The following is a 12,556-nucleotide window of genomic DNA, read 5'->3' as shown; positions in this document are numbered from 1 at the left end:
TTTAGGAATTTACTAATTCGCCAATTAAAGTTCCTGTCGTACAAGAAAGCACTTTCACATATACATATTCACCGATCTGTTCGGTTCCTTTAGGGAAAACAACAACCTTATTGGAGTCTGTCTTTCCATAATGATGTTTATCTGACTTTTTCGAATTGCCTTCGACTAGAATCTTTTCAATTCGTCCAATTAACCGTTCATTTCGAATACCCGAATGTTTACGCTGTAAATCAATAATTTCACTTAATCGTCTTGATTTTACGTCATCAGGTACATCATCGGGATATTTTTTAGCTGCAGGGGTACCAGGTCGCTCAGAATAGGTAAACATGTAACCAAAATCGTATTGAACTTCCGTTAACAGGGCTAGAGTATCTTGATGTTCCTCTTCCGTTTCTGAACAAAAACCTGCGATGACATCATGTGAGATACCACAATCTTCACCCAAAATAGCTCGAATAGATTTGATTCTATCTAAATACCACTCACGTGTGTAAGTTCGATTCATTAATTCCAAAATCCTGTTATTGCCACTCTGCGCTGGAAGGTGAATGTTCTTGCAAATATTTTCAAACCGTGCCATAGTATGAAGAACCTCATCCGTAATATCTTTCGGATGTGAGGTAGAGAATCGAATCCGTAAATCAGGGTGGATTTGAGCTGTATGTGCCAATAATTGAGCAAAATTTACGGTCTCATTTGAATCTGGATTATTCCAATGGTATGAGTCGACATTTTGGCCCAATAAATTTACCTCTCGATAACCCTGATTAAATAAAGTAGTGCACTCATGTATAATGGATACAAGGTCTCTTGAGCGTTCTCTTCCTCTTGTAAAGGGTACCACACAGAATGAACACATGTTATCACATCCACGCATGATGCTAACAAAAGCTCCAACGCCATTCGAATGTAAACGGACGGGTTCTATATCCCCATATGTTTCTTCTTTCGAAAGAAATACATTGATGGCTTTTTGTCCGTTTTCAATTTGATCTAATAGATTAGGTAAATCCCGGTAAGAATCAGGACCTGCGACTAAATCAACTAATTTTTCTTCTTCAATTAATTTAGTCTTTAATCGCTCAGCCATACAACCCAAAATACCAATGGTTACATCGGGTTTTTTGGCCTTTATTGCCTTAAATGCTTGAAGACGATGTCTGATTTTATTTTCAGCATTGTCGCGAATCGCGCATGTATTAAGTAAAATGGTATCTGCTTCTGATATATTTGACGTTGTTCCGTAGCCTTTATTTATCAAGATAGACGTGACAACTTCTGAATCTGCAAAGTTCATTTGACAGCCGTAACTTTCAATGTACACCTTTCCTAAATAATCAGATTGCGTAAAATCCGTAGAAATACGCGGTGAATCCAATGCTTCTTTTTCCTCTGTTGATAAAACCTTTAACGCTTGCATAGACGAATGAATAACTAATTTGGCATGCAATTTATGACATTATGTCAGAGAAAGCTATTGAATGACCCCAGAATTTAAATAGATTACTTGATCGGATTGCTTTGTTAAGGCCTCGTTGTGCGTAACCATGATGATTTGTTGGCCGTAGGTCTGTTTCAATTGCAAAAACATTTCATACAAGGCTTCAGCATTTTTATTATCTAAGTTTCCTGTGGGTTCATCTGCTAATAATAATGCAGGCTTATTAATTAGGGCGCGCGCCACTGCAACACGCTGTTGTTCTCCACCTGATAGTTGGCTCGGGAATTTATTCATCAATGGCTCGATACCTAGATGGCAGATTATTTCTTGGTAATAAACTTCTTGCTCTTCCGTAATTTTACTTTCTCTGATCAATAAAGGCATCTTAATGTTTTCGGCACATGTAAATTCCCCTAAAAGATTGTGAAACTGAAAAACAAAACCGAGCTGCGTATTTCGAAAGTTGGCCAAATCGCTTTCTTTTAATTCATCGTAATGAACTCCATTTAAATGAATTTTACCGTTATCAGGTTTTTGCAGTAAACCAATGATTTGAAGTAATGTACTTTTCCCCGAACCAGAGGGTCCTAAAATGGAAACTAATTGGTTTGGCTCAACTGTCAAGTTTATATTGTTTAGAATCAATTGTGCTCCATAGGATTTGGAAATATTTTTCAATTCTAACATTTTATTGGCTTTTTTTGAGAATTTAAAAGAGATGCGTGAACTATTTAAAAGTTTGGCAAATAAATAGTAATTTCACGAAATTAAAATTTTTACTAAATGAATATTCACGAATACCAAGCAAAAGAAATTCTAAAAGGCTACGGGGTAAGAATTCAAGAAGGAATTGTTATTGACAAAATCGAAGATTCGATTTCAGCAGCTGAAGCATTAAAAGCACAAACAGGTACTGGTTGGTTTGTAGTAAAAGCACAAATTCACGCTGGTGGTCGCGGAAAAGGAGGAGGAGTGAAGTTGGCAAAGAGTTTAGATGAAGTAAAAGAACGTGTATCCCAAATTCTTGGAATGCAGTTGATTACACACCAAACGGGTCCCGAGGGAAAGAAAGTTAATAAGGTGTTGATCAGTGAAGATGTATATTATCCTGGTGATTCAGAGCCTAAAGAATACTATATCTCTATTTTATTGGATCGTGGTCGAGCTTGTAACGTAATCATGGCGTCAACAGAAGGAGGAATGGATATTGAGGAGGTAGCTGAACATTCGCCAGAAAAAATCATTAAAGAATGGATTGACCCACGTGTAGGCTTGCAAGATTTTCAAGCGCGTAAGGTTGCTTTCTTATTGGGCTTAAGTGGTCAAGCGTTTAAAGAAATGGTTAAATTCATTCAATCGCTTTACCGTGCTTACGTTGAAACAGATTCTTCGATGTTTGAAATCAACCCCGTGTTGAAAACATCAGATGATAAAATTTTAGCTGTTGATGCGAAAGTTAACTTAGATGACAATGCTTTGTATCGTCACAAAGACTTAGCTGTATTACGTGATATAGAGGAAGAAGATCCTTTAGAAGTAGAAGCATCGCAGAATGACTTGAACTATGTGAAGCTAGACGGTAACGTAGGCTGTATGGTAAACGGTGCTGGATTAGCGATGGCAACGATGGACATTATTAAATTGTCTGGTGGAGATCCCGCTAACTTTTTAGATGTAGGGGGTGGAGCTAACGCGAAAACGGTAGAAGCTGGTTTCCGTATTATTTTACAAGATCCTAATGTTAAAGCTATCTTAATCAACATTTTTGGTGGTATCGTTCGTTGTGATCGTGTAGCTAATGGTGTTGTAGAAGCTTACAAAAATATCGGAGAAATTAATATTCCTATTATTGTTCGTTTACAAGGAACAAATGCGGAAGAAGGAGCAGCAATTATTAATAATTCAGGTCTGAAGGTATTCTCAGCTGTGTTATTGAAAGATGCGGCGAAATTAGTTTCAGAAGTATTAAAATAGGTCCGGATGAAAATCATTTGTGTTGGTAGAAATTATGTGGATCATATTAAAGAGCTATCGAATGATAGACCAACTGATCCCGTAATTTTTATCAAACCGGATACTGCTTTACTAGATTCCTCACAGGATTTTTATTATCCTGCTTTTTCAAAAGATGTACATTACGAACTAGAACTCGTTTATCGAATTGGTAAAGTTGGTAAAAATATTGAAGCAAAATTTGCCCATAAATATGTGGATGCAATTGGTTTAGGTATTGATTTTACGGCTCGAGATGTACAAACTCGATTAAAAGAAAAGGGATTACCTTGGGAAAAAGCGAAAGCATTCAATGGTTCAGCATTTGTATCTTCTATGCGTCCAATCAGTGATGCTGATTTTATTTCGCCAATTGGTTTTGAACTTCAAAAAAATGGCGAAGTAGTTCAAGTTGGTAATTCTGATTTAATGATTTGGAACATTGCATCGTTGATTGAGGATATATCTCAATACTTTACGTTAAAAACAGGTGATTACATTTTTACAGGTACGCCTGCGGGGGTGGGGCCTGTCGTGATAGGAGATGTACTAAGTGGGCATCTTCAGGGTAATAAATTATTTGATTTAACAATTAAGTAAGATGGAATTAACAATCGGTCAATCAGCCCCTATACTGGATTTTACAGATTCAAAAGGTCAAGCTTTTAGTCTAATCGGAAAAAAAACAGTCTTGTATTTTTATCCAAAAGACAATACTCCAGGATGTACGGCGCAGGCTTGTAATTTAAATGAGAATTTAGACTACTTGTCAAGTAAAGGATTCCAAGTGGCAGGAGTAAGTGTTGATTCAGCGAAATCACACGATAAATTTATTACGAAATATCAATTAAAATTCCCCTTGATCGCGGATGAATCACATGAAATTGTGGAAGCTTTCGGTGTATGGGTTGAAAAGTCGATGTATGGAAAATCCTACATGGGCATAGCTCGGACAACTTTTGTGTTCGACGAAAATGGAATTATTACAGACATTATCACGAAGGTGGATACAAAAAATCATACAGAACAAATCCACTGATCGAATTACTATGCAAACAACAGAATTACAAAAAGTCGCTTCCCAGGTTCGCCGGGATATTTTACGTCAGGTTCACGGGTGCCAATCGGGTCACCCCGGTGGATCATTAGGTTGTACGGATTTATTAGTTGAATTGTATTTCAACGCAATGAATTTAAAATCGGATGCCGCAGGAAAAGTAGAATTTCAGATGAATGGTTTGAACGAAGATGTATTCTTCTTATCAAACGGTCATATTTCTCCGCTTCTTTATAGTGTCTTAGCTCGTCGTGGTTATTTTCCAGTTGCTGAGTTAGCTACTTTTCGTAAGCTTAATACACGTTTACAGGGACATCCTACACCACATGAGCATTTAGAAGGTATTCGTATTGCATCTGGATCATTGGGACAGGGACTTAGTGTTGCCATTGGTGTAGCTCAAGCGAAGAAATTAAACGGTGATCTTTCTACGGTGTATTGCCTGATGGGTGATGGTGAGCAAAACGAAGGTCAAGTTTGGGAAGCTGCCATGTATGCACCTCACCATAACGTCAATAATTTAATCGCTTTTATCGATGAGAATGGTCAGCAAATCGACGGTCCTACCGAGAAGGTGATGAATAACTTAGATCTTGAAGCTAAATATAAAGCTTTCGGATGGCAAGTATTACGTGTAGATGGGAATGACATGGCCGCTTTGACAGGAATCATTCAAAAAGCGAAAAGTCTTTTTGTGAATAATAAGCCCGTAATGGTTATTATGAAGACCGAAATGGGTGCAGGAGTAGACTTCATGATGCACAGTCACAAATGGCATGGTGTCGCGCCTAACGACGAGCAATTAGCTTTAGCATTAAGTCAATTAGAAGAAACATTGGGAGATTATTAATACATAGAAATGGCATTATTTACCTACGAAACAAAAAAAGATACACGTTCAGGCTTCGGAGCTGGAATGGAATATTTGAGTGTTAACAACCCCAAAGTTGTTGCTTTATGTGCTGATTTAATTGGTTCATTAAAGTTAGAAGCATTTATTAAGAATTCACCTGAACGTTTTTTCCAAACAGGTATTGCTGAGGCAAATATGATTGGATTAGCGGCTGGATTATCCATTGGTGGATATGTACCGTTTGCAACTACGTTTGCCAACTTTGGTACAGGTCGTGTTTATGACCAAATACGTCAATCCGTTGCGTATTCTGGCAAGAATGTCAAAATAGCTTGTTCGCACGCAGGCTTAACGCTTGGAGAAGATGGAGCTACTCACCAAATCTTAGAGGATATTGGTTTGATGAAAATGCTTCCAGGAATGGTTGTGATAAATCCTTGTGATTATAACCAAACAAAAGCAGCAACGATCGCAGCAGCAGCATATGATGGGCCTGTATACTTGCGTTTTGGAAGACCTGTAGTCCCTGTATTTACTCCAGAGAATCAGGTATTTGAAATTGGTAAGGCGTTGCACCTCATTGAAGGAACTGATGTAAGTATTTTTGCTACAGGACATTTAGTTTGGGAAGCCATTATTGCTGCTGAAATTTTATTGGAACAGGGTATTCATGCTGAAGTTATTAATATCCATACCATTAAGCCTTTAGACACGAAAGCAATCCATGATTCTGTTGCCAAGACGGGTTGTGTTGTATCTGCAGAAGAGCACCAAATTAATGGTGGATTAGGAGATTCAATAGCTCAATATTTGGCTTTAAATTTACCTACACCACAAGAATTTGTTGGTGTAAATGATTCATTTGGTGAGTCTGGGAAGCCAGCTGATCTGATGGAAAAATATGGTTTGAATGCGCAAGCCATCGTTGAAAAAGCGATTAAGGCAATAGCTCGTAAAAAAGCATAATTAGAAAGGATAACCAATTCCTATATTGAATTCAATTGGGTTCTCTCCACTACCCCAGGTAGTTTTGGGGAGGACCCATTTTTCATTTGCACCATTGGCAGGATTTATCGCTTTTGTTGCCAAATCCAAACGTAGCAGGAAGTAATCAAAATCCCAACGTACTCCAAAACCTGTGCCTACGGCTATTTCATTCAAAAATGTGTTTGCATTGAAATTGCCAACTGTATTCGTCAGGCCATGATCGATATTCCAAATATTTCCTGCATCTATAAATAGCGCCCCATTGATCTTACCTAAGAATTGTACGATTGGAAAACGATACTCTAAAGATGACTCAATAATCATACTTCCTGGTTGTTCAATTAAATTATTGGTGGAATTGTAGCCTCCAGGACCCAATCTGCGCGGTTTCCACGCTCGAATGCTACTAGGACCTCCAATAAAGAAGTTCTTTTCATATGGCAATTGAAAACCGTTCTCTGCGCCATAAGCGTAGGCTAAGCCTGCATTAACTTTAAATGCGATTTGGCTTTTCGCGTGCTTACCAACTAGCAGATATTTTCGATAATCGACATTAAATCGAAGGTATCGATAGAATTGAATTTCTTGATTACTATTTAAGTGGTCTTCAATAAATGTTAACTTTTTGTTCCCCAAGAAATTCAAAGTCGTACCACCGGATTCCAAATTAACTAGGAGCGAATTGCCCGATATAAGCAAATTTGAAGGCAAAAATGAACGATAATTATATTGAAAATTTATACTGGAAACAAAACTTGGATTAAAGCTTCGGTACAAGTTATTCCCTTTTAAACGAAGTTCTTCCAAATAAGATATAAAAGCCTCTGCTGTTGGTGAACTAGGATAGTTGGTATTTAATAGATTTAAATCAACCAATGACAATTGGAAATATTGATTATTGGATTTTTTCCAATTATATCGTTGAAATAACTTAATGTTTGTACGGTTATATTCTGGACGATCGATGTAATCGTATCCTATTCCAATTTGTGTTTGTGATGCAGTAAGTGTTTGTTTCCATGTATCAAATTGTCTAGGAATGAACAGGGAAGGTAGATTAAGCGTTGTGCTTAGGTTTAATTCAAGATTCTTTCGTGTGGTTTCGGTATTTATAAACCCAGTTTGAGCTTCAAAACCAATTCTTCCAGTAAAATCTATGTAATCTAAATAGGAAAAAACCTGGCGAATTTTCAGCGAATTAGTTAAAAAAGGACCTGGAATGCCCCTGAAGATACTACCACCCAATTCTGAGGAAAAGGTGTATTTATTATTTCTTACTAGCTCAATTTTAGGGTATACTTTAGTAGCGGTGGTATCAAATGTCAAATTGACTGTTTTAAATTGGTCGGTTGCATAGATATTCAAAAGACTTTGATTTGCTTTTTCCAATGAATAGATGTCCCCTTCTTTAAAATTTATGATACGTTTAAGCTGTGTGGAATTTATTGACCTTTTTACCCAAGTTTGTGCTTCATCTTCCTGAGTCAATGACGCTTCGTCAATTTTCATAGATCCAAATCGGAATATTCGATCATAGCTTCTTGTTGTGTTATTGACATAATTTGTCGCAGGTATTTTATAAATTAAGCCAACCCTTTGTAGAGTCGTATCTCTCAAATCATTTAAATATATCCCAACAACTTCTGGTGCGAAATAAAAGTAACCTCGATTTTTAAAGTAGGAGGTAATGGAAGATTTTTGTTGGTTAATGGCGTCTATAGATAAAGGCTTTTCTGACTTAATTTGGCTGTAAGATTGCATGTAATCCTTCATAGACAGGGCCAAAGAAGGGTTATCTACCAATAGTGAATCATTCAAAGAAAAAAGGCTTTGTGGTCCTTCGTTAATAGAAAAATTAACGAATTTATAAATCGTATCACCGGAAATACTAAGCTTTACGCTGCTTGATAAAAATCCATTTTTACGATAATAAGTAAGTATGTTGGATTTAACCGCATTTAGTGCAATTGAATCAATTTGGGATGGACTCCTTTTGAAAAATTGAATAGATGCTTGCTTTATGCCTAAGGAATCCTTTTTATGTCTCTTCTGCGATAGAAAAGAATTTAATCGAATAAACAAGAAAGACTTATTACTTTCTTTTAATCCACTTATATTTGTTTTTAGTTCTTCCGTTGAAACTTTCTTGTTACCCTGAATTGTAATGTTCTTGATAGTCGAAGGAGGTAGTCTATATGTTGTCAAGGGTTGACATGCTTGGCAAATGAACCAAAGAAGAATAATAAATACGACAGTTACCTTTTTCACAATTTCTGAATGCTAACGAATAGACAAATAAAGTTAATTAATTCCCTACATTCTAAAAAAGGGCGTGTAGAAAATCAATTATTTTTAGTGGAAGGGGAGAAGGCTGTTTTAGAACTTATCCAATCTTCAATACAAATAGAATTTATTGTCACTTCGGAACATTTTGCAGCGAAATATGAACAATCATTTTCGCCCATTGAACTGTACATTGAAGATGAAGATCTAATTCAAAAGCTTTCGACGCTCGTTAGTAATTCTTTCGGCTTTGCTGTTGTTTCGATGTCCCCGTTTCAGTTTACTCTTCAATATAAGGAACAGATCACGGTTGTATTAGATGGAATTCGTGATCCTGGTAACTTGGGTACCATCATTAGAATATGCGATTGGTATGGAATAAAGCAAATTGCACTCTCGCATGATTGCACCGATATATTTAATCCCAAAGTTATTGCGGCATCTATGGGTTCATTTAGCCGAGTAAAATTTGAATACGTCGATTTAAAGAATCTATTTGAATCAAATAGCCATTTACCCGTATTGGGCGCTCTATTAAATGGAGATGATATTCATCAAGTGATTTTCCCCGGCGAATGTTTTTTGGTTTTTGGTAATGAATCCAATGGAATTAGACCTGAGAATATTCCATACATCACCCAAAAAGTCACTATACCGCGATATGGAGAAGCCGAATCGTTAAATGTTGGTATCTCTACAGCAATCTTTCTAGATAATCTTAGACGAGGTTAATCTTCCTTTTTAAGATAGGCTTCGATGTAATAATGCGCTACGTACAGAACCGGCGTAAATAAGATAGCTACAAAGAATTTATACAAGTAGTTGTTTAATGAGACATTGAACCATTGTGCTAGGCTCCAATTCCCAAAAAGATAAAAGGCTACTCCTATGACCAAGAAACTATCTATTAACTGAGAAATTAATGTTGAGCCTGTGGCTCGCAACCAGATCATTTTACCACCTGTTTTGGCTTTGATTCGCTCAAATATCAATGCATCTACTATTTGACTAACAAGAAAGGCAATTAATGAGCCTGTAATTATACCTAGTCCTTGTCGAAATATTCGACTAAAAGCTTCATTGATATTGAAATTCGAATCACCCCGATTTGTATCTAACCAAAAATCAGCTGGAACAAGTAATGTGGCTACATAAATGATAATAAATGAATATGCGATAAAACCGGCCGTTGTAAATGATATGAACCTGACACCTTTCTTTCCGAAATAATCATTAATAATATCAGATACAATAAATACAATGGGCCAATTCAATGCACCGGCAGTTTGATTTAAATCCCAAAATGTTCCCCACGTGGTGGGTAGATGTAAAGGCGAAAAACCGAGACTCTTTTCAATGCTGACAATTTTCACTCCAATAATCTCAGCAATAATGGCGTTTGTTAAAAATATCCCAAAAAGGAATATAAATAACTTTTGCTTGCGAGAAAATTGTTGGAAAATCATATTCTGTGATTATCGAAATGAAGAGCAATTTTATCTAAAGCGACATTAAGTTGCTCCACATGTGGAAGAAAGACAATTCGGAAATGATCTTTTTCTTTATAATTAAAGCCTTGACCTCCAACGACTAAAATCTTTTGCTCTTCCAACAAGGACATGACAAAATGATTGTCATCTTCAAAATCAAATTGATTTAAGTCAAATTTAGGAAACAAGTAAAGCGCACCTTTAGGCTTAACACAAGTGACACCCGGAATTGAATTTAATTTTTCAATTGCTAAATTCATCTGTCGAGCTAAGCGCCCGGTGGGTAAAACCAAATCGTTAATGGATTGATATCCACCCAAAGCAGTTTGTATACCCACTTGAGTAATAACATTCGCACATAAACGTGTACTAAATAGGAAATTCAAACCCTCGATATAGCTTTTGGCTTTGTGTTTGGCACCCGTTAGAATCATCCACCCACCACGAAAACCTGCGGCACGATAATTTTTAGATAATCCACCCATGGTACAAATTAATATCTCATCACTCAATCCTGCAGCTGAATGATGTTCCACTCCGTCAAATAAGATCTTGTCATATATTTCATCTGCAAACAAAAGCAGCTTATGCTTTTCGGCCAATTTGACAATGTTGTCAATCGTCTCTTTCGTATAAACTGCACCAGTCGGATTATTGGGATTAATAATGACTAATGCCTTTGTTTTATTCGTTATTTTCGATTCAATATCCGAAATACTTGGATTCCAATCCGCATTTTCATCGCACGAATAATGCACTGCTTTACCGCCTGCTAACCCGACAACCGTTGTCCATAGCGGATAATCAGGGGAGGGGATAAGCACTTCATCATCTGCATTTAATAAAGCAGTCAACACCAACGATATCAATTCACTAACGCCATTACCAATGTATATATCTTCAATCATGATATTTTTAACACCTTGATTTTGATAATATTGCATTACTGCTTTGCGAGCTGCAAATAAACCACGAGAATCTACATATCCTTGCGCTTGACGAATATTGACAATGATATCATGCACAATTTCATCGGGTGTTTCAAAACCAAATGCGGCGGGATTACCAATATTTAACGAGGTGATTTTATAGCCTTGGTTTTGAAGGGCGATAGCCTTTTCATAAACAGGACCTCTAATCTCATATTTGAGATTATCCAAACGAGAACTTTTGTATATATCCATCTAATTGTAATAGAAATGTAAAAATAGTAATTTACTTTTGATTGTTACTTGGCCAAACAAATGATTTTCACCAACTACACGTTAGTTTTATCTGGGTTATTTTTAGTAAGTATTGTCCTGCAGTATTTACGTTATCGTCAAATTGCTTCCCAAAAGTTAACGTTATCGGGTTTACTATTAATCAAAATAGTTATCAGATTTTTGATTTTTACCTTGTTACTAGTCACATCAAAATCTTTGCTTAATCAAAATTATAAAGGCACTCAAGATGTCAAACACGCATTATTCGTCATCAAAACTTCAAATCCTCCGAATTTTAATTTGACAGAGGATGATCAAATTAATATTATCACAAGAGTTCCTGCCAATACATATAAGTCGATTGAAATTTGCCTGTTTAATCCATCAAATAGTCAATTTTATCAATTTGTTCCCCCGACTTCAGAAAAAACATTTTTACATGTAATTACAATAGAAAGACCACTGAAACACATCTTGCAAAAGTCTTTTAACAATTCACTCCAATCACTTCATCCAGTTAATCGAATTGAAGTTTATGAATATTCAAATAATGAATGGGTTTTAAACAAAAACAATCAAGATAATTTCAATTTATTTGAATTTTTAAGCGAGGAAAATAGCTCATTATCACCAATTGTGCGACAATATTTATTAATTTTGATTTTATCTTTGCTCTGTTTAGATATTGGAATTAAATATCGAATACTTAAAATTTAGCTGTGTTTTCTACGTATTTCTATATCATTATACTCTTTTTTCAGTCTTTATATGCTGAAGGCAATTTTAGGTATAATCAGAATATAGGAACAATAAATACGTACGTTTCAGAAAGCAACTATAGAGTAGCCTATGTAAGTCTAAGAAAATTAGAAAAACGAAGTATTTTTACAAATAATGATTTAGCCCGCATGAAGCGTAGTGTCTCGTTAAAGATACAAGCAGAATCAATAGATTTGAATTATAGGCCCAAAGCATTAAATGAATATATAATACAATCGCTTTCGTTATATCAACGGAAATATTTTGCAAAGTCTTTAGCGTTTTGCAAACAAATCATTGTTTCCGAGCCAATTGTATCTGATTCAATGATCAAAGTATTTGAAATATTAGCTTATCAAGTTCCAAAGAAAAGCAATAAAAGTTCCCAAATGAATCAAATAGGCTCGACAAACAATATACGCCTAAATGAAGCTATGAATTTGCTTGATTTAATGAAGCGCAAAGAAAAAAACTTATTTTAATTTA

At 35.9% G+C, this 12,556-nt stretch carries 13 protein-coding genes; 8 read left to right on the top strand and 5 right to left on the bottom strand.

Annotated elements, in window-relative coordinates; all coding sequences use genetic code 11:
* Position 1 precedes the first annotated feature (1 nt).
* Entirely contained in the window at positions 2-1,423 is a 1,422-nt protein-coding gene (miaB, locus tag PQG45_RS04075) for a tRNA (N6-isopentenyl adenosine(37)-C2)-methylthiotransferase MiaB (protein ID WP_315575538.1), read from the bottom strand.
* Between the two features lie 54 nt (positions 1,424-1,477).
* A complete protein-coding gene (locus PQG45_RS04070) occupies positions 1,478-2,131 on the bottom strand; it encodes an ABC transporter ATP-binding protein (protein WP_315575540.1) in 654 nt (217 codons plus the stop codon).
* Between the two features lie 96 nt (positions 2,132-2,227).
* On the opposite strand from PQG45_RS04070, the gene sucC reads away from it, so the two are divergent.
* Genes sucC through PQG45_RS04045 form a run of 5 tightly spaced genes read left to right on the top strand, consistent with a single transcriptional unit; the run spans position 2,228 to position 6,312 of the window.
* The gene (sucC, locus tag PQG45_RS04065) at positions 2,228-3,418 is read left to right on the top strand and encodes an ADP-forming succinate--CoA ligase subunit beta (protein WP_315575542.1); all 1,191 of its coding nucleotides are present in this window, start codon (positions 2,228-2,230) and stop codon (positions 3,416-3,418) included.
* A 6-nt stretch (positions 3,419-3,424) separates the two neighbouring features.
* The gene (locus tag PQG45_RS04060) at positions 3,425-4,036 is read left to right on the top strand and encodes a fumarylacetoacetate hydrolase family protein (RefSeq protein WP_315575544.1); all 612 of its coding nucleotides are present in this window, start codon (positions 3,425-3,427) and stop codon (positions 4,034-4,036) included.
* Position 4,037: 1 nt separating this feature from the next.
* Complete coding sequence (locus tag PQG45_RS04055; RefSeq protein ID WP_315575545.1) at positions 4,038-4,475, top strand: peroxiredoxin; 438 nt, start codon at positions 4,038-4,040, stop codon at positions 4,473-4,475.
* A 10-nt stretch (positions 4,476-4,485) separates the two neighbouring features.
* Positions 4,486-5,343 (top strand): transketolase, encoded by an 858-nt coding sequence (locus PQG45_RS04050; RefSeq protein WP_315575547.1) that lies wholly within the window; start codon positions 4,486-4,488, stop codon positions 5,341-5,343.
* A 9-nt stretch (positions 5,344-5,352) separates the two neighbouring features.
* The gene (locus tag PQG45_RS04045; protein WP_315575548.1) at positions 5,353-6,312 is read left to right on the top strand and encodes a transketolase family protein; all 960 of its coding nucleotides are present in this window, start codon (positions 5,353-5,355) and stop codon (positions 6,310-6,312) included.
* On the opposite strand, the gene tamL is transcribed toward PQG45_RS04045, so the two are convergent.
* Positions 6,313-8,601 carry a translocation and assembly module lipoprotein TamL gene (gene tamL, locus PQG45_RS04040; RefSeq protein ID WP_315575550.1) on the bottom strand — a complete coding sequence of 763 codons (2,289 nt, stop codon included), beginning with the start codon at positions 8,599-8,601 and terminating at the stop codon, positions 6,313-6,315.
* Between the two features lie 9 nt (positions 8,602-8,610).
* Between tamL and PQG45_RS04035 the strand changes: the two genes are divergently transcribed.
* Entirely contained in the window at positions 8,611-9,348 is a 738-nt protein-coding gene (locus tag PQG45_RS04035; RefSeq protein ID WP_315575551.1) for a TrmH family RNA methyltransferase, read from the top strand.
* On the opposite strand, the gene PQG45_RS04030 is transcribed toward PQG45_RS04035, so the two are convergent.
* Positions 9,345-10,082: a queuosine precursor transporter gene (locus PQG45_RS04030; protein ID WP_315575553.1), complete on the bottom strand. Its 738-nt coding sequence runs from the start codon at positions 10,080-10,082 to the stop codon at positions 9,345-9,347. The two genes, PQG45_RS04035 and PQG45_RS04030, sit on opposite strands and share 4 nt — an antisense overlap.
* Positions 10,079-11,290: a pyridoxal phosphate-dependent aminotransferase gene (locus PQG45_RS04025; RefSeq protein WP_315575555.1), complete on the bottom strand. Its 1,212-nt coding sequence runs from the start codon at positions 11,288-11,290 to the stop codon at positions 10,079-10,081. The genes PQG45_RS04030 and PQG45_RS04025 overlap by 4 nt, the downstream gene beginning before the upstream one ends.
* A 60-nt stretch (positions 11,291-11,350) precedes the next feature.
* On the opposite strand from PQG45_RS04025, the gene PQG45_RS04020 reads away from it, so the two are divergent.
* Positions 11,351-12,028 carry a hypothetical protein gene (locus PQG45_RS04020; RefSeq protein ID WP_316070333.1) on the top strand — a complete coding sequence of 226 codons (678 nt, stop codon included), beginning with the start codon at positions 11,351-11,353 and terminating at the stop codon, positions 12,026-12,028.
* 191 nt (positions 12,029-12,219) lie between these two features.
* Positions 12,220-12,552, top strand: coding sequence for a hypothetical protein (locus PQG45_RS04015; RefSeq protein ID WP_315575559.1), 333 nt, complete (start codon positions 12,220-12,222; stop codon positions 12,550-12,552).
* Positions 12,553-12,556: the final 4 nt, after the last annotated feature.

The organism is Aquirufa regiilacus, from assembly GCF_032470275.1.
GTDB classification, from domain to species: Bacteria; Bacteroidota; Bacteroidia; order Cytophagales; family Spirosomataceae; genus Aquirufa; species Aquirufa regiilacus.
Note: the sequence above shows the minus strand (reverse complement) of the source record. Positions and strands in the feature narration are given on the sequence as shown.

What these genes read in the sequence shown, in the direction of transcription:
- PQG45_RS04025 (WP_315575555.1), bottom strand. Translation starts at nt 11,290, where the DNA reads ATGGATATATACAAAAGTTCTCGTTTGGATAATCTCAAATATGAGATT.
- PQG45_RS04015 (WP_315575559.1), top strand. Translation starts at nt 12,220, where the DNA reads ATGAAGCGTAGTGTCTCGTTAAAGATACAAGCAGAATCAATAGATTTG.
- PQG45_RS04050 (WP_315575547.1), top strand. Translation starts at nt 4,486, where the DNA reads ATGCAAACAACAGAATTACAAAAAGTCGCTTCCCAGGTTCGCCGGGAT.
- PQG45_RS04030 (WP_315575553.1), bottom strand. Translation starts at nt 10,082, where the DNA reads ATGATTTTCCAACAATTTTCTCGCAAGCAAAAGTTATTTATATTCCTT.
- PQG45_RS04020 (WP_316070333.1), top strand. Translation starts at nt 11,351, where the DNA reads ATGATTTTCACCAACTACACGTTAGTTTTATCTGGGTTATTTTTAGTA.
- PQG45_RS04060 (WP_315575544.1), top strand. Translation starts at nt 3,425, where the DNA reads ATGAAAATCATTTGTGTTGGTAGAAATTATGTGGATCATATTAAAGAG.
- sucC (WP_315575542.1), top strand. Translation starts at nt 2,228, where the DNA reads ATGAATATTCACGAATACCAAGCAAAAGAAATTCTAAAAGGCTACGGG.
- PQG45_RS04070 (WP_315575540.1), bottom strand. Translation starts at nt 2,131, where the DNA reads ATGTTAGAATTGAAAAATATTTCCAAATCCTATGGAGCACAATTGATT.
- PQG45_RS04055 (WP_315575545.1), top strand. Translation starts at nt 4,038, where the DNA reads ATGGAATTAACAATCGGTCAATCAGCCCCTATACTGGATTTTACAGAT.
- PQG45_RS04045 (WP_315575548.1), top strand. Translation starts at nt 5,353, where the DNA reads ATGGCATTATTTACCTACGAAACAAAAAAAGATACACGTTCAGGCTTC.
- miaB (WP_315575538.1), bottom strand. Translation starts at nt 1,423, where the DNA reads ATGCAAGCGTTAAAGGTTTTATCAACAGAGGAAAAAGAAGCATTGGAT.
- PQG45_RS04035 (WP_315575551.1), top strand. Translation starts at nt 8,611, where the DNA reads ATGCTAACGAATAGACAAATAAAGTTAATTAATTCCCTACATTCTAAA.